Raw genomic sequence first — 17,408 nt, 5'->3', positions numbered from 1 at the left:
CGAGAAAAATATATGTGGGAGCAGTAGTGATCTACTTGCTAGTTATCATAGGGCAAGTGGCGTATGCAATCTATGACAATCTTCCAGTATTAAAAAGCAACGATTATGCCTTTGACTATTTATATGATATGGTCCAATACGGTGGTGCAAATGAAACTGTAATTGGAGAAATTACCAGTTATCTATTAGTGCCCATGATTGGTGCTGGTTTGGCTATATATATGAAAAATAGTCATGAACTGTATAGTATCGTTTCACGAATTGGCTGGAGTCACTTTTTTAAGAAAAGTATAAAATATACTTTTTGGGGCGCAACAATCCTTTATTGGTTGGGCTGTCTGATCGAAATGGTGATAATCAATATTTTCTACCATCACTTTGTATATCAACCATTTGCACAAGATATTCTGATCCGTGGAGATGGCTACTTTTCACTAAATAATTTAGCTAATTTGGTGATCAAGACTATTCTAAATGGATTTGGTTGGGGAATTTTTGCAATTTTCATTTTTATCCTAGCTTTGTTTGTCAAGAAAACCAGTCTTTGCTTCTTTTTAGGTCCCGTTATTGGTTATCTTATAACAATTCAAGAATCTTTATCTGGGGATATTGGCGGAATGGTGCGTGTGCTTTCAAATATCTGGGATACTACCAACATCATAAACCCTATAGAGAATGCCATGGTGCAAGATCCCTCCCCGGCAATCTATTATCTAAATTACGCGACGACCGCGGTTTTCTATATTATGCTGACTGCGGTTCTGTTAAGAATTTGGTACATGAAGAATATAGAGAAAGGCTAGGCTGGAACGGCTCATGTTGGTGTAATGTATATTTATTATGCAATAAAAAGCGATTAAAAGCGGCTTTATGTGATTGGATTAAAACAAATATAGTTGTTTAATCAAAATTATTAAAAAAGTATTGACAGTAGGGGAAAAAGAGCTATAATTTGAGGTATGAATAAGATAATTGTTCAACTGTTTATGTATTAAATGTATTACAAGAAAGAGGGATGAGAAAAAATGAAACATAAAGTATTATCGAAGTTCGCTTTATGTGGAATGTTGTTGTTACCGTTTGCTAGTGCGGCTGTTGTTCAAGCAGCGGGAACCTGGACTATTAGTGTTGAAGATGTGTCATCTTACGGAAGATGGAGCAGTTGGGGAAATCCTAATGTTAAGCAGACACAGTCGTCCTACGCTTCATTTAATGGGGATGTTGTTCCGAAGCGTACCAAGCCTATTAAGGTTAGATTAATTAACAATAAAGCACAAAAGCGATCATCATTTGTTGTGTTAATCAAAAATAAGACTAAGCGTGCCGATGACAATACTGGGTTGAGAGATCGTAAGTATTGGGGGGATGCTCGTACTGATAAAAATGATCCTCACTCAGCAAGAGTAAAGTTTCACTTCAGTGCGGACTATAAGTGATGTGAGCGGTAGGATGCAAAAGGCAAAAGAAATTTCTTTTGCCTTTTACATTTTGGAGGAAATAGAATGTTGACCAGGACGAGAAAAATATACGTGGGAGCAGTAGTGATTTACTTGCTTATAATTGCAGGACAAGTTGGGTATGCGATTCACGATAATCTTCCAACATTAAAAATTAATCCCTATGGTTTTGACTATATGTTCGATGCAGTACAACCCTATGGTGTTGAGGAAACTATGATAGGAGAAATTGCTGTATATTTGCTAATTCCAATTGTAGGAGCTGCTTTATCGATTTATATCAAGAATAATCATGAGCTGTATAGTGTGGTAGGTCGGATTGGTTGGAAAAAATTTTTTACTAAGAGTATAGGGCTGACATTTTTAGGTGCAGTTATTTTGTATTGGCTAGGGTGTTTATTAGAGGTACCGATAATTAGTATTTTTTACCACGGTTTTGTTTATATGCCGCATAACGAAATAATACTGATTCGAGGAGATGGATATTTTTCACTTAACAATCTGGCTAATCTTTTGACTAAAGTAGTTCTTTTCGGCATAGGCTGGGGAATTTACGCTGTATTTATTTTTAGCGTGGCCTTGTTCGTTAAGAAAAATAGTATGTGTCTGTTTTTAGGGCCAGTTGTCGGTTTTTTGGTAACACTGACAGGGAATATATCATCTGATATTGGAGGGACTTTATTTATTGTTTCAAATATCTGGGATACTACCAATATCATGAACCCTATGGAAAATGCTATGGTGCAAGATCCATCTCCGGCAATCTACTACCTAAATTATGCAACGACCGCGGTTTTCTATATTATGCTGACTGCGGTTCTGTTACGAATTTGGTACATGAAGAATGTAGAGAAAGGTTAAATTATGCTAAAAACGCGTTATCAGCGCCTAATTGCCATAACCCTCTTTTTGGATTTTGCGGTCAGCCTGGGATGCGGCCTGCAGTTTGCGATGATCGGCGGAGAAGGCGAGATGCCAATGTATTATCTGAATGCCAACTTGATCAGCTTATACATCCAGCCGGGGCTAACCGTCATGGCAGCCGTCCAAATCCTCTCTTTCCGCTCAGTCCGGCCGCTTCTGGCTCCCCGCGGCAAAATGGATTACTTTGACCAGCGCCTGGCCCAGCTCCTTTTCTTGGATTTGGCCATCTACCTTGTTTTCTCCATCGTGCCCTATTTCTTTGGCAAGAATCCCTGCTTCCGCTATGGCCCGGCCTGGAAGGGCACCCTCTTGCTCTTAATTCATTACCTGCTGTTCATTGCCTGTTTCATGCTGATCTTGCTCTGCATCAAGATCAAATATCCTTTCTTTATTATTGTTTTTGCCAGCACAGTACCTATTCTTTACCATTACTGGCTGGAGAAAACCTGGCTTTTACCGAAATACGCTAATATTTATGACCCTCTCTGGCGGGCCATCCACCACATGTATATACTCTAAGTCGAGGAGGAGTTTGTATGTTGAAAGTGTCACATGTTAAGAAGAGCTTTAAAAAACTGGCTGTATTAAAGGACATCTCTTTAGAAACCCAAGCGGGCGAACTGGTCCACATCTCCGGTGTTAACGGCTGCGGCAAGTCCACCCTGTTCAAGATCATCGTTGGCCTCTTAAAAGCTGACAGTGGGGAGATCCACACTGACAAGGACGACTACCTCGGTGCCCTAATCGAAAACCCTGGCTTTATCGAATATGAAACAGCCTGGGACAACTTGACCTTTTTGGGTCACTTCAACCACCGCTTCCAGCCCGAAAAGACCCGGGACCTGCTCAAGGCCTTTGACCTGGATCCGGATAACCCGCAATCCGTCGGCAACTACTCAGTCGGGATGCGGCAGAAGCTGGGGATCACCCAGGCCGTGATGGAAGACCAGAACATCATCCTCCTGGATGAGCCAACCCGGGGGATCGACAAGGAAGGGGTTGACCAGTTCGTTAACCTGATGAAAGACTTGCGCAGTGAAAACAAGACCGTCATCGTGGCCAGCCACGACGAAATTCCCGGCCTGGTCTACGACCGCCGTTTAAGAATGAAAGAGGGGATCTTGCTGAACGAAGAGTAAAAGTTGGCATTTTCCGCCCTGACCAGCTACAATAATCCCATGATTAGTGAACAAGAACTGCAGCAGCTGGTTGAAAGCATCTCCCTTGAATCCTTTGGCCGGCCCTTTCTCCACCAAGCGAAAATCAACCGCCGCCTGAAGACTACTGGCGGCCGCTATCAATTATCTGACCACCACCTGGAATTTAACCCGCTCTTTCTTAAGGAAGAAAACTTCCATTATCTGCCGGGCATCATCAAACATGAACTGGTCCACTACCACCTCCACCTGGCTGGTTTGGGCTACCAGCATAAAGACCGGGACTTCAAGCTTTTACTGCAAAAGGTGGGCGGCAGCCGCTATGCGCCAAGACTAGAGGAGAGCAAAAGCAGCCGCTGGCACTACCGCTGCCGGCAATGCGGGCAGGACTACTGGCGCCAGCGGCAGGTCAACGTCAAGAAGTATTTTTGTGGCCGCTGCCGGGGAAAATTAGAAAAAATCGCCGGCCCCCTTGCCAAATGAGGACAGCTTTGCTAAAATATTAAATGTATTTGCGGGCGTGGCGGAATTGGCAGACGCGCAAGACTAAGGATCTTGTGACCGCTTTTGGTCGTGGAAGTTCAAGTCTTCTCGTCCGCACTAAGATAAGGAGTCGTTGTAAAACGGCTCCTTTTTTGTTGATTCTTTAAACTTGCTTTTCCTCCAATCTGTTATAATTGATAGAACACAATGCAAGATGAATAGAAGGGTGTGCTAAATGTACGATTCTGAAGCCAGACAGAAGACCCTGAACCTGACGATCAGCGCGGTCTTTGTGGCCATTCTGCTCCTGGAAGCTTTTATTCCCAATGTGGGTTACATCACGATTTTGCCGGGCCTGCCGGCCATCACCACGATTCCGCTGACAGTGGCGGTCTTTGCTTCTTTAAGAGGGCCGAAAGCCGGCGCGGCCTTTGGCTTGGTCTGGGGCCTGACTAGTTTGCTCAGGGCCTATGCTGCTCCAAATGGCCTGGTTACCATTCTCCTTTTCCAGAACCCCTTGATTGCCTTATTGCCCCGGCTTGCGGCCGGCTGGGCAGCGGGCCTGGCCGGGCAATTGGCTGATAAATGGGAGAAGGAGAGCAGGAAAGCTCTGGCTTACGCCTTAAGCGGCTTTTTAGCTTCAGCGGTCAACACGCTCATGGTGATCCTTTTGTCTGACCTGGTCTACTTCAGTCATCCCCAGAAGCTGGCTTTAGCCCTGGGGGCCAAGAGCGGGCAGTCTTTGCTGGTCATCCTCTTCACGGCCCTGGCCGTCAACGGTATTTTGGAAGCAGTCTTCAGCGGCTTGATCACGCCGCTCATTACCGCGCCCCTCAAGAAGCGACTGAAGCGGCGCTAGAAAGCAGATAAGTATGGCTGGACACAGAAAAACACGCAAGGGCAAGCAGACGACCACCATCCTCGTGGTCCGCGTTTTTGCCATCATTCTCTTGTGCCTGGGCTTGTTCGTGGCCTTCCGCTACTACCGCCGCCAAGCCTTGCAGCAAGAGCAGATCCGCCAGGCTGAACTGGCCAAGCAGGAAGCAGCCGCTAAGCTTTTGCGGCAAAAGAAGGCCTTTATCAAAAAGGTGGGGCCGATCTCTCAAAAAGTTGACAAGGGGACCGGCCTTTTGCCAAGCATCACTATCGCCCAGGCCTGCCTTGAAAGCAACTACGGGCAAAGCGCCTTGTCCCAGAAGTACAACAACCTCTTCGGGGTCAAGGGGACCAACCCTAATACTTCAGCGGTCATGACGACCAAGGAGTACAGCAACGGCAAGTGGGTGACCGTCAAGGCCCGCTTCCAGATTTATGATTCTTATGAAGCCTCCATCCGGGCCCATGTCCGCCTCTTCCAGCAGGGAACCAGCTGGAACAAGGACCAATACAAGGACGTTTTGGCGGCCAAGGACTATAAGAGCCAGGCCAAGGCCCTGGTCACTGACGGCTATGCCACCGACCCGGACTACTCAACCAAACTCATCAATTTAATTGAACAATACAACCTGAATAAGTACGATAATTAAGCAGGTTTGACAAGGCTGCCAGAGCTTTTTGGCAGCTTTTTTTGCTATAATGGATAAGCTAAGTTTTTTGATTTATTGAAAGGGTAAAGCATGTCTGAAGCAACGATTTTACAAGGTTTGAATCCGCAACAGGTCCAGGCAGTCAAGACGACTGAAGGGCCCCTTTTGGTAATCGCCGGGGCCGGCAGTGGGAAGACCTCAGTTCTGACCAGGCGGATCGCCTACTTGGTGGAAGAAAAGCGGGTTGCTCCCTGGAACATCCTGGCCATCACCTTCACCAACAAGGCCGCTAAAGAAATGAAGGAAAGAGAAGTCAAGCTCCTGGGCGACCAGGCCGAAAGCATCTGGATGTCCACCTTCCACGCCCTCTGCGTCCGTATCCTCCGCCGGGACGGCCACTTGATCGGCTATGACCGGGACTTCTCCATCGCTGACCCTTCAGAGCAGGTGACCCTGGTCAAGCGCATCCTCCGCCAGCTGGACCTGGATCCCAAGCAATACCTGCCCCGCAACATCTTGAGCCAGATCTCCAATGCCAAGAACCGCCTGCAGACCCCGAAGCAGTATGAGGCCAGCGCGGTCGGTCCTTTTGAAAAAGTCGTCGCTGACGTCTACAAGAAATACCAGGCCAGCCTGGAAAGAGACCAGATTCTGGACTTTGACGACTTGATCATGCAGACGCTGACCCTTTTTAAGGCCAGTCCTGACACCCTGGCCTACTACCAGCAGAAGTTCCGCTATCTGCTGGTTGACGAATACCAGGATACCAACGAGGCCCAGTACGAGCTCTGCCGCCTGCTGGCAGATGGCTACCACAATATCTGCGTTGTCGGGGATGCCGACCAGTCAATCTACGGCTGGCGGGGAGCCAACATGGAAAATATCCTCAACTTTGAACATGACTACAAGCATGCCCAAACTGTCAAATTGGAGCAGAACTACCGGTCAACCGGCCACATCTTGAAGGCGGCCAACTCGGTCATCGACCACAATGAAAACCGGAAGGCCAAGAAGCTGTGGACTGACAAGGGCGACGGGGAAAAGGTCCACTACTACCAGGCCCAGAGCGACCGGGACGAAACCCGCTTTGTCCTTGCCAAAATTAAGGAAGAGGTTGACAAAAAGAAACGCCGCTACCAGGACTTTGCTATCCTTTACCGGACCAATGCCCAGTCCCGGGGGATGGAAGAAACTTTGGTTGAAGCCAATGTCCCTTACCAGATCGTCGGCGGGCATAAGTTCTACGACCGTAAGGAAATCAAGGACATCATGGCCTACCTCAAGCTGGTGGCCAACCCCAGCGACTCCATGAGCTTCAACCGGATCATCAACGTTCCAAAGCGGGGGATCGGCCAGGCGACGACAACCAAGCTGGCTGCCTTCGCTGACGAAATGGGGGGCGGGATCTACGAAGCCATGCGCAATGTCGAATTGGCTCCGATTTCTTCCGCTGCTGCCAAAAAGCTCCTGGCCTTCAGCGACCAGCTGACTAGCGCCATTGCTTACGCCCAAGACCACACGGTCAGTGAACTGACCGACAAGATCCTGGAAGACTTTGGCTACATCAAAGCCTTGAAGGAGGAAGAAGCCCAAGGGTCCCTGGAAGCTGCCGCCCGCCTGGAAAACTTGCAGGAATTCGCTACGGTTACCAAGCGCTTTGACGACAATTACAATGAAGAAGAGAACCCGGACAGCAGCCGCTTGAGCGACTTTTTAGCGGAAGTATCCCTCTTAAGCGACCAGGATGACCTGGAAGAAAGCGATGACCGGGTAACTTTGATGACTCTGCACGCGGCTAAGGGTTTGGAATTTCCAGTCGTCTTCTTGATCGGGATGGAAGACAACATCTTCCCGCTTTCCCGGGCCATCAAGGACGAAGACCCGAACCAGCTGGAAGAAGAACGCCGCCTGGCTTACGTGGGCATTACCCGGGCCAGGGAAGAGCTTTACCTGACTTCGGCTTACACCCGGATGATGTACGGCAGCAAGCAGTATAACTCCCAGTCCCGCTTTATCGGCGAAATCAAGGATGAGGACCTGGACATCGTGGCTTCAACTGCTCCGAAGTCCAGCACTTCCTTCTTAGACCTGGACCGGCTGCCTTTTGCCAAAAAGTCCCAAGCCAAAGCTGCTCAGCCGGCTAAGATCCACCGAGCCAGCAAGGCAGCCGGGGCCGTCGGCGCTGAAAAGAAGGGCTGGCACCCTGGCGACCAGGTTGAGCACAAGAGCTGGGGCAAGGGCGTGGTCATCAAGGTCACCGGCTCTGGCGAAGACATGGAACTGGACATTGCTTTTGCAAGCAAGGGCAACAAGCGCCTGCTGGCGGCTTTTGCCCCGATCAAGAAAATTTAGGTGAAGAAGCATGGCTGAAAGTTTAGAAGAAGCAAAACAGGAAGTCCGCCAATTGCGGACCCAGCTGGACCAGTGGGCCAAGGCCTACTATGAGCAGGACGCTCCGGTGGTTGAAGACCACGTTTATGATGAAAAATACGCCCGCCTGCTGGAACTGGAAGCTGCCTATCCGGAATTAAAGTCAGCTGACTCCATCACCCAGAGGGTCGGCGGCGAGGTGAGCAGCGACCTGCCCAAGGTTGAGCACCCGGTGCCTATGCTGTCGATGGGGGATGTTTTTTCCAAAGAAGAGCTGGCGGAATTTGACCAGCGGGTGCAAAAGGCCATCGGCCACCCTGTGGCCTACAATGTCGAATTGAAAATTGACGGCCTGTCCCTGTCTTTGGAATATGAAGAAGGGCGCTTAAAGCGGGCCTCAACCCGGGGCAACGGCCAGGTCGGTGAAGACGTGACCAAGAATGTCAAGTATATCAAGGACGTGCCCCAGAAATTGCCGGAAGCCATTACCACCGAAGTGCGGGGGGAATGCTACATGGGCAAGGAGGCTTTCGCCAAATTGAACCAGGAGCGGGATGAGGCCGGGGAGAGCATCTTTGCCAATCCGAGAAACGCCGCGGCTGGTTCTCTGCGCCAGCTGGACCCGAAGGTGACCAAAAAGCGGCAGCTGAGCACCTTTATCTATACCTGGATCAACCCGCCAGCCGGTATCGATTCCCAGCACCAGGCAATCAGCGAAATGGCCAAGCTGGGTTTTCACACCAATGAAAACGGCCGCCGGCTGGAAAATCTGGCAGCTGTCTACGACTATATCGATGAATTTACCAAAAAGCGCGACAGCCTGCCTTACGGGATCGACGGCATCGTCTTGAAAGTCGATGACCTGGCCCTGCAGGCGGACTTAGGCAACACTGTTAAGGTGCCCCGCTGGGAAATTGCCTACAAGTTCCCGCCGGAAGAAGAAGAAACAGTAGTCCGGGAGATTGAATGGACTGTGGGAAGAACCGGGGTCGTGACCCCGACTGCCGTGATGGATCCGGTGCAATTGGCCGGGACCACGGTGGCCCGGGCCTCTTTGCACAATCCGGACCTGTTGGCCAAACTGGACGTCCGCTTGGGTGACACGGTTAAGCTGCACAAGGCCGGCGATATCATTCCGGAAATTTCCGAAGTTGTCTTAAGCAAGCGGCCAGAAGACTCTGTCCCTTATAAAGTGCCAACTAAGTGTCCATCCTGCGGGGAAGACCTGGTACACCTGGATGAAGAAGTAGCCCTGCGCTGCATTAACCCGTCCTGTCCGGCCCAAGTTGAAGAAGGAATTACCCACTTCGCTTCCCGGCAGGCCATGAACATCGCCGGCCTGGGCCCAAAGATCGTCAAGCAGCTGATCGCCAAGGACCTGGTGCACAATGTAGCTGACCTTTACTATCTGACAGCCGACGATTTGAGCCAGCTGGACCACTTTAAGGAGAAGTCGATCAACAAGCTCCTGGCGGCCATTGACCAAAGCCGGAAGAATTCCGTTGAGCTGGTCCTTTTTGGCCTGGGGATCGGCAATGTCGGCGGGAAAGCCGCCCAATTGATTGCCCAGAAATTTAAAAATATGTCTAAAATCGCTTCAGCAAGCGTGCAAGAACTGACGGCAATCGATACAATAGGAATGACGATTGCTGAGTCTTTGACGGCTTACTTCCAGCAGGAAGAAGCCAAGAAGCTGCTGGCCCGGCTGGAAGAGGCCGGGGTCAACATGGACTACTTAGGCGAAGACGGGGAAGCCGCAGACAACTTCTTCAAGGGCAAGACGGTGGTCTTGACCGGGAAACTGGCCCACTATAGCCGGGCGGAGTTTACCAAGAAGCTGCAGGCCCTGGGAGCCAAGGTGACCGGGTCAGTCTCCAAGAAGACTGACTGCCTGGTTTACGGGGAAGACGCCGGCAGCAAACTGGCCAAGGCCGAAGCCCTGGACATTCCGCGCTTAACGGAGGCAGAAGCAATCTCTAAGATCGAAGAGAAGGACACGGAAAAGTGAAGAGATTTTTACAGGCAATAACTTTGGCAAGCTGCAGCCTCCTGCTGGCGGCTTGCGGCAACTTGAAGAATTCTGACCTGGCCAGCAACTCAACGACGACGACCAGCAAGGCGAAGAAGTACGAGACAACTTCCAGCACTGACGGCGGCTACTCCGTCCTTTTGAAAAAGGGGGTCTACAAGACCAGCCCGATCTCCGGCCTGGAAGCCACCAACTATGACAACAGCGTGGACGAGTCGGCCATGGAACGGGGCTTGATCCGGGTCTCCAAGAAGGTCTTCTCAACCAAGGACTATGTCATCCAGGAAGGCCAGCAGCTCGACGAAACGACGGTCACCAACTGGCTGGGCCGGTATTCAAAGAGCAACAAAGAGGGGCTGAACCTCAAGAACAACGGCAAGACTGGGTCAACGACCAGAAACCCGATCATCTTGCAGCAGATCATGGAAGAAGACTTCTATGTCAAGAGCGGGTCCAGCTACAAGCTGGCTGGCATCAGCATCAGCCTGGGCCTCAATTCAGTTGACTACTACACCAAGACGACTGACGGGGCCGAATACAGCACCAAGATTTCCCTGGCCAAGCGGCGGGCCTTCGGGCAGAAGACGGCTAACACGATCGTCTCCCGCCTGCACGCCAAGAAGAAGCTTAAGAATATCCCGATCATGGTTGGCCTTTTCTCTAAGACCGACACCGACTCATTAGTTGGGGGAACTTACTTCTCATATGGGACAGCTAGCGCAAATAGTAGTAAAATATCTAAATGGAATTCCGTGAACGAAAAGACCCAGGTGCTGCCGACAGTCGATGGGGCCAGCGCGGTCAGTGCCAGTGACGAATCCAAGTTCACCAGTTTTAAGGATGAAATTGAGGATTACTTCCCGAACGTTTCCGGGGTCACGGCCACCCTGCGCTACTACGATGGCAAGCTGGCTTACGAAAGCATCGCCATCACCACGCAGTTCTACGGCTATCTGCAGGTACAAAGCTTTGCCCAGACGGTTATGAGCCGGGCGAAGAAGTATCTGGGAACCAGCTCACCGGTTGAAATCACTATTTCCTCGGTCAATGACACCCAAGCGGTCGTCGCCAAGGAAACAGCCACCGGGTCTTATCGGATGCACATCTATGGCGGTAATTAGGAGGTACATAAGTGGAAAAGGTAACAAATGATACCATCAAGCACGTTGCGGCATTAGCCCAGCTTGAATTCAGCGAAGAAGAACTGGCCAAGTTCACCCCGCAAATGGGGAAGATTCTGGAAATGGCAGAAGAACTTCAAGCCGTTGACACGACTGGCGTTGAAGAAACGGTGCAAGTAGTTGATCGCGACACTGTCTTCAGAGAAGACGTTCCTGAAAAGTGGCAGACCCGCGAAGAAATGATGAAGAACGTTCCTGACAAGAGCAACGGTTTTGTCAAGGTACCTGTAATTATCGATAAGGATGATAACCAATAATGAACTACTTAAACGAAACGATCGATTCTTTAAACGACAAGCTGAAGAGCGGCGCTGTTTCTGCTGACCAATTGGCCAAGGACACCATCGCCAACATCAAGAAGACTGACGAAAAGATCAACGCCTTCATCACTGTAGATGAAGACGCCAAGCCAGCAGAAGACCTTGACTTTAACAACAAATTGGCCGGCGTGCCGATTGCCATTAAGGACAACATCATCACCAATGGCTTGAAGACGACGGCAGCCAGCCACATTTTGTACAACTTTGAACCAGTTTACGAATCAACTGTTGTTGCCAAGCTGAAGGCAGCCCAAGCTACTATCATCGGCAAGACCAATATGGACGAATTCGCCATGGGGTCATCCACTGAAACTTCTTACTTCGGTGACACCAAGAACCCATGGAACTTAAACAAGGTGCCAGGCGGTTCATCCGGTGGTTCAGCAGCGGCTGTGGCCAGCGGTGAAGTGGTTGCTGCCCTGGGTAGTGACACCGGTGGTTCAATCCGCCAGCCAGCATCCTTCAACGGTATCTTCGGGATCAAGCCAACTTACGGCCGGGTATCCCGCTGGGGCTTGATCGCTTTTGCCTCATCACTGGACCAAATCGGGGTGATGAGCAAGCGGGTCAAGGACTCAGCTGAAGTTCTGAACGTGATCGCCGGGGCTGATGACCGCGACGCTACTGTTTCAGAAAAGGAAGTACCAGACTACACCAGCTTCCTGGGCAAGGATGTCAAGGGCCTGCGGGTTGCCGTGCCTAAGGAATACATGAGCGACGCTGTTGAAGAAGGCGTCCGCAAGGCAGTTGAAGCCCAAATCGAACTTCTGCGGGCAAACGGGGCCATCATCAACGAAGTTTCCCTGCCACACACCAAGTACGTGGTGCCAACTTACTACATCATCGCTTCCAGTGAAGCTTCAGCCAACCTGGAACGTTACGACGGGATCCGTTACGGCTACCGGGCAGAAGCCAAGAACCTGGACGAAGTCTTCCTTAAGTCCCGGTCAGAAGGCTTTGGCGATGAAGTAAAGCGGAGAATCATGCTGGGTTCCTTCGCCCTGTCCGCTGGCGCTTACGACAAGTTCTTCCTGCAGGCGGCTAAGGTAAGAACCTTGATTTGCCAAGACTTCGACAAGATCTTCGCAGACAACGACGTTATTGTCGGGCCGGTTTCTACCGAAACTGCTTTTGACTTGAACTCAGAAATTTCTGACCCGATCAAGATGTACAACAACGACATCTTGACGATTTCCGCCAACATGGCCGGGATTCCGGCAGCCAGCGTGCCAGCCGGCTTGAGCGAAACGACGGGGATGCCGGTCGGCTTCCAAATCATGGCCAAGCGTTTTGACGAAGGCCATGTCTTCCAAGTAGCTGACTTCATCGAACGCAGCAACAAGTTCTACGAACAAACACCAGCTGGATTGGAGGATTAATTTAAATGAATTTTACGTCAACTATCGGTCTGGAAGTCCACTTTGAGTTGAAGACCAAGAGCAAGATCTTTTCACCTTCACCAGTAACTTACGGGGCCAAGCCAAACACCGAAACCAACGTTATTGACTGGGGTTACCCAGGTACCCTGCCAATGGTTAACAAGGAAGTCTACCGCCTGGGCTTGATGGTCGCTTTGGCCACCCACTCCCACGTTAACCCGGTAACCCACTTTGACCGGAAGAACTACTTCTACCCGGACAACCCAAAGGCTTACCAAATCACCCAATTCTTCAAGCCACTGGCTGAAAACGGCTATGTTGAAGTCGAAGTTCACGGCAAGAAGAAGAAGATCCACATCCACGAAATGCACATCGAAGAAGACGCCGGTAAGAACACCCACGGGACCAACGGCTTCTCCTACGTTGACTACAACCGGCAAGGGGTACCGCTTTTGGAAGTTGTTTCTGAACCAGAAATGACTGACCCGGACGAAGCTGTTGCTTACCTGGAAAAGCTGCGGGAAATCGTGCAATTTACCGGGGCTTCCGACGTTAAGATGGAAGAAGGGTCAATGAGAATTGACACCAACATCTCCATCCGTCCAGCTGGCCAGAAGGAATTCGGGACCAAGGTCGAAATGAAGAATCTGAACTCCTTTGAACACGTCCGTCTGTCCCTGGCTTACGAACAAAAGCGCCAGCAGGAAATCCTCCTGTCCGGTGGCCGGGTTCGCCTGTCCACCCGCCGTTTTGACACCAATACGGGCAAGACTGTACTGGAACGTGTTAAGGAAGGGGACGCGGACTACCGTTACTTCCCAGAACCAGACCTGGCTCCATACCACATCAAGCAGGAATGGGTTGATGAAATCGCGGCCAACTTGCCAAAGACGGCTGACGAACGGCGGAAGATCTACGTTGATGAATACGGCCTTAAGCCATACGACGCGAACGTTTTGCTGCAAAACAAGGAAAGCTCAGACTTCTTTGACGCTACTGTAGCTGCTGGTGCTGACCCGCAACAAGCAGCCAACTGGATGAACACCCAGGTTAACGGCTACTTGAACGAAAAGCACGCTGAACTCAAGGACATTGCCTTGACTCCAGAAAACCTGGCAGCTATGATCAAGCTGATTTCTGACGGGACGATCTCATCTAAGATTGCCAAGAAGGTCTTCGCGGAAACTGTTGCCAACGGCACTGACCCGAAGAAGTACGTTGAAGAAAACGGTATGGCGCAATTGTCAGACGAAAGCGTCCTGGCACCAATGGTCAAGGAAGTTGTTGACGCTAACCCGCAGTCTGTTGAAGACTACAAGAACGGTAAGGACCGGGCGATCGGCTTCCTGGTTGGGCAAATCATGAAGCAGACCCGGGGCAAGGCCAACCCTAAGGTGATCAACAAGCTCCTCTTGGCCGACCTGGCTAGCCGTTAAGGCAGGAGAAAATTTTTTAGAAAAAGGTGAAGCAGATGACTAAGCGCGCGCGCTTGATTTACAATCCGGTCTCAGGGCATGAACAGATGCCGAAGAACGTTTCTGATATTTTGGATATTTTGGAACAAGCGGGTTATGAAGCCAGTGCATTCAGAACCACGCCAGCTCCGCTCAGTGCTCAAAATGAAGCAACCCGGGCAGCCAAGGACGGTTTTTCACTGGTCGTGGCTGCCGGCGGGGACGGCACGATCAACGAAGTCGTGAGCGGGATCGCCTTTTTACCTAAGGAAGAGCGCCCGCGCATGGCCATCATCCCGGCAGGGACGACCAACGACTACGCTAGAGCCTTGAAGATTCCGCGCGACGACGTGGTTGCGGCGGCTAAAGTGATTCTTAAGGACAAGGTGCAGAAGATGGACGTGGGCCGGGCCGACTTCGGCGATGGCAGCCAGAAGTACTTTGTCAACATCGCGGCTGCGGGTTCTTTGGCGGAACTGACCTATGGGGTTTCGTCAGACGTCAAGTCTGCCCTGGGCTACGCTGCCTACTTGATCAAGGGGGCGGAAATGCTGCCAAACCTCAGCGAATGTGAAATGCGGCTGACTTTTGACAAGGGCGTTTACGAAGGCAAGCTGTCTCTGCTTTTATTGGGGATGACCAACTCCATTGGCGGTTTTGAAAAGATCATGCCAAACGCCGAACTTTCAGACGGCCTCTTCCAGCTGATCGTGGTCAAGCCAAGCGACCCGGGCAACCTGCTCCGGCTGATGGCTTTGGCCTTGAACGGCAAGCACGTGGACGACCCGAACATCATCTACACCAAGACGACCAGCCTGAAGGCGGAATTGATCGGCCACAACCGCAACGACAAGCTCTCCGTCAACCTGGACGGGGAAGAAGGCGGCATGTTCCCGGTAACTTTTGAAAACTTGCGGGAACGGATCGAATTCTACGTCGGTTAGAACTGTTATAATAGAGTTTGACTTTGTCAGACTCTATTTTTGTTTGAGCAGGTGTAAGAGATGAGAAGAAATCGAGATATCGCGGGCAGGAGCAAGAAGCTGCAGCTGAGCCCGGAAGAGCAGGCCGAATGGCAAAAGCTGCAGGCCCACCAGGAAAAGGCCCGGGAGCAGGCGGCAAGCAAGCTGGCTGACCACTTGACCACCTTTAACGACGGGGTGATTGCCATTATTATCACCATCGTGGTTTTGGAAATCCAGGCTCCGGTGGCTGACCGGGCTTATGGCAATTTTATTGAACAGATCGGGATCTTCTTGATCTCTTTCTTCGTGGTGGCGGACTTCTGGTATGAAATGCACAAGAATTTTAGTAATTTCATCTGGAAGGCCAACAAGTGGACCATGATCTGTGACTTTTGTTTCCTGGCCAGTTTGTCCTTGATTCCGGTGATGACCAAGTGGCTGATGGATCACCTGTCGATGCTGGCCGTGGTCAACTTTGGAATCGTGTACTTTTTTGTGCAGACTTTTGAACTCTTGACGGAGAGGGCGGGGATGCGGGCTTCCTTGCCGCATATCCGGTCATTGAGCTGGATCATGAGCCGCTTTGCCAGAATCAGAATTTTCTGGCTGCTCCTGTTGAACCTGCTCTTTATTGGAATCTCTTTTATCAATCCACGTTTTGGGATGGTGCTTTACCTGGCCTTCCCGATCATCAATTTTATTGCCCCAGAATTTGACCGGGGCCAGCGAAGCAGCAAAGGAGAAAAGTAAAATATGAAGAAAAATGAAATCGTCGAAGTCGAAATCACCGACTTGTCATATGAAGCCATGGGGGTCGGCCATGTCAATGGCGAAACGGTCTTTGTCAACAACGCCCTGCCGGGTGAAGTGGTTAAGGCACAGATCTTGAAGGACAAGAAGAGCTATGCTTTTGCCAGAATTTCAGAGATCGTCAAGGAAAGCCCGGACCGGGTCAAGGTGCCTCTGCGCCAGTACGTGCAGACTGGCTTAGCCAGCCTGGCTCACCTCAAGTACGACAAGCAATTGGAATTCAAGCAAAAGCAGGTTAAGGAGCTTTTGAGCAAGGCCCACTTGGACCAGATCAAGGTAGCAGAAACTTTGCCAAGTCCTTTGGAAACTGGCTACAGAAACAAGGCCCAGGTACCGGTCAGAATGGTCAAGGGGCAGCTGGAGATCGGCTTTTTCCGCCGGCACTCACATGACTTGGTGCCACTGGAAGACTTTTTCACCAATGATCCGGAAATTGACCGGGTATTGCTGGCAGTCAGAGACATCTTGCGGGAAAAGCGGATTCCGGCCTATGACGAAGAAAAGCATCAAGGGCAGGTAAGATACCTGGAAGTCCGCCGGGGGACGGCTACGGGCGACATGATGGTCGTCCTGGTCTGCTTGGACCGGGACTTCCCAGGCCTGCACGCGGTGGTAGATGAGATTAAGGAAATCGACGGGGTGAAGTCGGTCTTCCTCAACCACAACCCGAAGAGAACCAATGTCATCTTGGGTGAACATGACTACCATTTGTGGGGGAAGAGATACATTGATGACAAGATTGGCGATTTGACTTTTGAAATCTCGCCGCAGTCCTTCTTCCAGATCAACTCTTTGCAGACGCCGCGTTTGTACAAGCTGGCTATTGACCAGGCGGGCTTGACTAAGGACGATTTGATTGTTGATGCCTACTCCGGGATCGGGACGATCGGTCTGTCCGCAGCCAAGTACGTTAAGGAAGTCCGCGGGGTTGAAGTGGTTAAGGCAGCGGTTAAGGACGCCAAGAACAACGCCCGGCTCAACCAGATCCACAATGCCAAGTACTATGCCGGCAAGGCGGAAGAACTGATGCCAAAGTGGGCAGCTGAGGGCTTGAAGACGGATGTGATTTTTGTCGACCCGCCGAGAAAAGGCTTGACCAAGGAATTTATCGATGCCGCGGTTAAGACTGGTCCAAAGAAGGTTGTCTACATCTCCTGCAACCCGGCAACGCTGGTGCGGGACATGCAGCTCTTGATGGAGGCCGGTTACACGACTGACCTGGTTTCCCCGGTCGACATGTTCCCGCAGACGCCACATGTGGAATGCGTGACCGTGCTGACGAAAACGAAATAAACGATGACTAAAAAATAGAGTTAAGCCATTTTTGCGGCATCTGTCTTTCCTAAAAGGAGA

General features: G+C 50.7%; 17 protein-coding genes and 1 tRNA gene. All 18 read left to right on the top strand.

Annotated features, from left to right (window positions below; all coding sequences use genetic code 11):
• The first annotated feature begins 14 nt into the window (after window positions 1–14).
• The 18 genes from ACLUXO_RS02810 (at window position 15) to rlmD (ending at window position 17,348) form a co-directional block, all read left to right on the top strand.
• The gene (locus ACLUXO_RS02810; protein ID WP_412136246.1) at window positions 15–803 is read left to right on the top strand and encodes a hypothetical protein; all 789 of its coding nucleotides are present in this window, start codon (window positions 15–17) and stop codon (window positions 801–803) included.
• Between the two features lie 222 nt (window positions 804–1,025).
• Window positions 1,026–1,436: a choline-binding protein gene (locus ACLUXO_RS02805; RefSeq protein ID WP_412136245.1), complete on the top strand. Its 411-nt coding sequence runs from the start codon at window positions 1,026–1,028 to the stop codon at window positions 1,434–1,436.
• A gap of 93 nt (window positions 1,437–1,529) precedes the next feature.
• Window positions 1,530–2,318 carry a hypothetical protein gene (locus ACLUXO_RS02800; RefSeq protein WP_412136244.1) on the top strand — a complete coding sequence of 263 codons (789 nt, stop codon included), beginning with the start codon at window positions 1,530–1,532 and terminating at the stop codon, window positions 2,316–2,318.
• Between the two features lie 111 nt (window positions 2,319–2,429).
• Complete coding sequence (locus ACLUXO_RS02795; protein ID WP_412136379.1) at window positions 2,430–2,900, top strand: hypothetical protein; 471 nt, start codon at window positions 2,430–2,432, stop codon at window positions 2,898–2,900.
• Window positions 2,901–2,917: 17 nt separating this feature from the next.
• Complete coding sequence (locus ACLUXO_RS02790) at window positions 2,918–3,520, top strand: ABC transporter ATP-binding protein (protein WP_412136243.1); 603 nt, start codon at window positions 2,918–2,920, stop codon at window positions 3,518–3,520.
• A gap of 42 nt (window positions 3,521–3,562) precedes the next feature.
• Entirely contained in the window at window positions 3,563–4,021 is a 459-nt protein-coding gene (locus ACLUXO_RS02785) for a SprT family protein (RefSeq protein WP_412136378.1), read from the top strand.
• A gap of 31 nt (window positions 4,022–4,052) precedes the next feature.
• A tRNA-Leu gene (locus tag ACLUXO_RS02780) sits at window positions 4,053–4,138 on the top strand.
• Window positions 4,139–4,256: 118 nt separating this feature from the next.
• Window positions 4,257–4,880, top strand: a complete 624-nt coding sequence (locus tag ACLUXO_RS02775; protein ID WP_412136242.1) for an ECF transporter S component — start codon at window positions 4,257–4,259, stop codon at window positions 4,878–4,880.
• A gap of 13 nt (window positions 4,881–4,893) precedes the next feature.
• Window positions 4,894–5,547, top strand: coding sequence for a glycoside hydrolase family 73 protein (locus ACLUXO_RS02770; RefSeq protein WP_412136241.1), 654 nt, complete (start codon window positions 4,894–4,896; stop codon window positions 5,545–5,547).
• A 90-nt stretch (window positions 5,548–5,637) separates the two neighbouring features.
• Complete coding sequence (gene pcrA / locus ACLUXO_RS02765; protein WP_412136240.1) at window positions 5,638–7,899, top strand: DNA helicase PcrA; 2,262 nt, start codon at window positions 5,638–5,640, stop codon at window positions 7,897–7,899.
• 10 nt (window positions 7,900–7,909) lie between these two features.
• Entirely contained in the window at window positions 7,910–9,925 is a 2,016-nt protein-coding gene (gene ligA, locus ACLUXO_RS02760) for an NAD-dependent DNA ligase LigA (protein ID WP_412136239.1), read from the top strand.
• Window positions 9,922–11,067, top strand: a complete 1,146-nt coding sequence (locus ACLUXO_RS02755; RefSeq protein ID WP_003617018.1) for a CamS family sex pheromone protein — start codon at window positions 9,922–9,924, stop codon at window positions 11,065–11,067. Before ligA ends, ACLUXO_RS02755 begins: the two co-directional genes overlap by 4 nt.
• A gap of 11 nt (window positions 11,068–11,078) precedes the next feature.
• Window positions 11,079–11,384, top strand: coding sequence for an Asp-tRNA(Asn)/Glu-tRNA(Gln) amidotransferase subunit GatC (gene gatC, locus ACLUXO_RS02750; RefSeq protein WP_003620937.1), 306 nt, complete (start codon window positions 11,079–11,081; stop codon window positions 11,382–11,384).
• Window positions 11,384–12,826 (top strand): Asp-tRNA(Asn)/Glu-tRNA(Gln) amidotransferase subunit GatA, encoded by a 1,443-nt coding sequence (gene gatA / locus ACLUXO_RS02745; RefSeq protein ID WP_412136238.1) that lies wholly within the window; start codon window positions 11,384–11,386, stop codon window positions 12,824–12,826. The genes gatC and gatA overlap by 1 nt, the downstream gene beginning before the upstream one ends.
• A 5-nt stretch (window positions 12,827–12,831) precedes the next feature.
• Window positions 12,832–14,262: an Asp-tRNA(Asn)/Glu-tRNA(Gln) amidotransferase subunit GatB gene (gene gatB / locus ACLUXO_RS02740; protein ID WP_050889622.1), complete on the top strand. Its 1,431-nt coding sequence runs from the start codon at window positions 12,832–12,834 to the stop codon at window positions 14,260–14,262.
• Between the two features lie 35 nt (window positions 14,263–14,297).
• Window positions 14,298–15,224, top strand: coding sequence for a diacylglycerol kinase family lipid kinase (locus ACLUXO_RS02735; protein ID WP_412136237.1), 927 nt, complete (start codon window positions 14,298–14,300; stop codon window positions 15,222–15,224).
• Between the two features lie 60 nt (window positions 15,225–15,284).
• Window positions 15,285–15,995 carry a TMEM175 family protein gene (locus tag ACLUXO_RS02730; protein WP_412136236.1) on the top strand — a complete coding sequence of 237 codons (711 nt, stop codon included), beginning with the start codon at window positions 15,285–15,287 and terminating at the stop codon, window positions 15,993–15,995.
• A 3-nt stretch (window positions 15,996–15,998) separates the two neighbouring features.
• On the top strand, window positions 15,999–17,348 hold the full coding sequence (gene rlmD / locus ACLUXO_RS02725) for a 23S rRNA (uracil(1939)-C(5))-methyltransferase RlmD (protein ID WP_412136235.1): 1,350 nt from the start codon (window positions 15,999–16,001) through the stop codon (window positions 17,346–17,348).
• The last annotated feature ends 60 nt before the right edge of the window (window positions 17,349–17,408 follow it).

The organism is Lactobacillus delbrueckii subsp. bulgaricus (assembly GCF_046938665.1).
GTDB classification, from domain to species: domain Bacteria; phylum Bacillota; class Bacilli; order Lactobacillales; family Lactobacillaceae; genus Lactobacillus; species Lactobacillus delbrueckii_C.
Note: the sequence above shows the minus strand (reverse complement) of the source record. Positions and strands in the feature narration are given on the sequence as shown.

Excerpts from the sequence above, each read along its gene's own strand:
- ACLUXO_RS02805 (WP_412136245.1), top strand. The coding sequence starts at position 1,026 with ATGAAACATAAAGTATTATCGAAGTTCGCTTTATGTGGAATGTTGTTG.
- ACLUXO_RS02795 (WP_412136379.1), top strand. The coding sequence starts at position 2,430 with ATGCCAATGTATTATCTGAATGCCAACTTGATCAGCTTATACATCCAG.
- ACLUXO_RS02790 (WP_412136243.1), top strand. The coding sequence starts at position 2,918 with ATGTTGAAAGTGTCACATGTTAAGAAGAGCTTTAAAAAACTGGCTGTA.
- ACLUXO_RS02775 (WP_412136242.1), top strand. The coding sequence starts at position 4,257 with ATGTACGATTCTGAAGCCAGACAGAAGACCCTGAACCTGACGATCAGC.
- ACLUXO_RS02770 (WP_412136241.1), top strand. The coding sequence starts at position 4,894 with ATGGCTGGACACAGAAAAACACGCAAGGGCAAGCAGACGACCACCATC.
- pcrA (WP_412136240.1), top strand. The coding sequence starts at position 5,638 with ATGTCTGAAGCAACGATTTTACAAGGTTTGAATCCGCAACAGGTCCAG.
- ligA (WP_412136239.1), top strand. The coding sequence starts at position 7,910 with ATGGCTGAAAGTTTAGAAGAAGCAAAACAGGAAGTCCGCCAATTGCGG.
- gatA (WP_412136238.1), top strand. The coding sequence starts at position 11,384 with ATGAACTACTTAAACGAAACGATCGATTCTTTAAACGACAAGCTGAAG.
- gatB (WP_050889622.1), top strand. The coding sequence starts at position 12,832 with ATGAATTTTACGTCAACTATCGGTCTGGAAGTCCACTTTGAGTTGAAG.
- ACLUXO_RS02735 (WP_412136237.1), top strand. The coding sequence starts at position 14,298 with ATGACTAAGCGCGCGCGCTTGATTTACAATCCGGTCTCAGGGCATGAA.
- ACLUXO_RS02730 (WP_412136236.1), top strand. The coding sequence starts at position 15,285 with ATGAGAAGAAATCGAGATATCGCGGGCAGGAGCAAGAAGCTGCAGCTG.
- rlmD (WP_412136235.1), top strand. The coding sequence starts at position 15,999 with ATGAAGAAAAATGAAATCGTCGAAGTCGAAATCACCGACTTGTCATAT.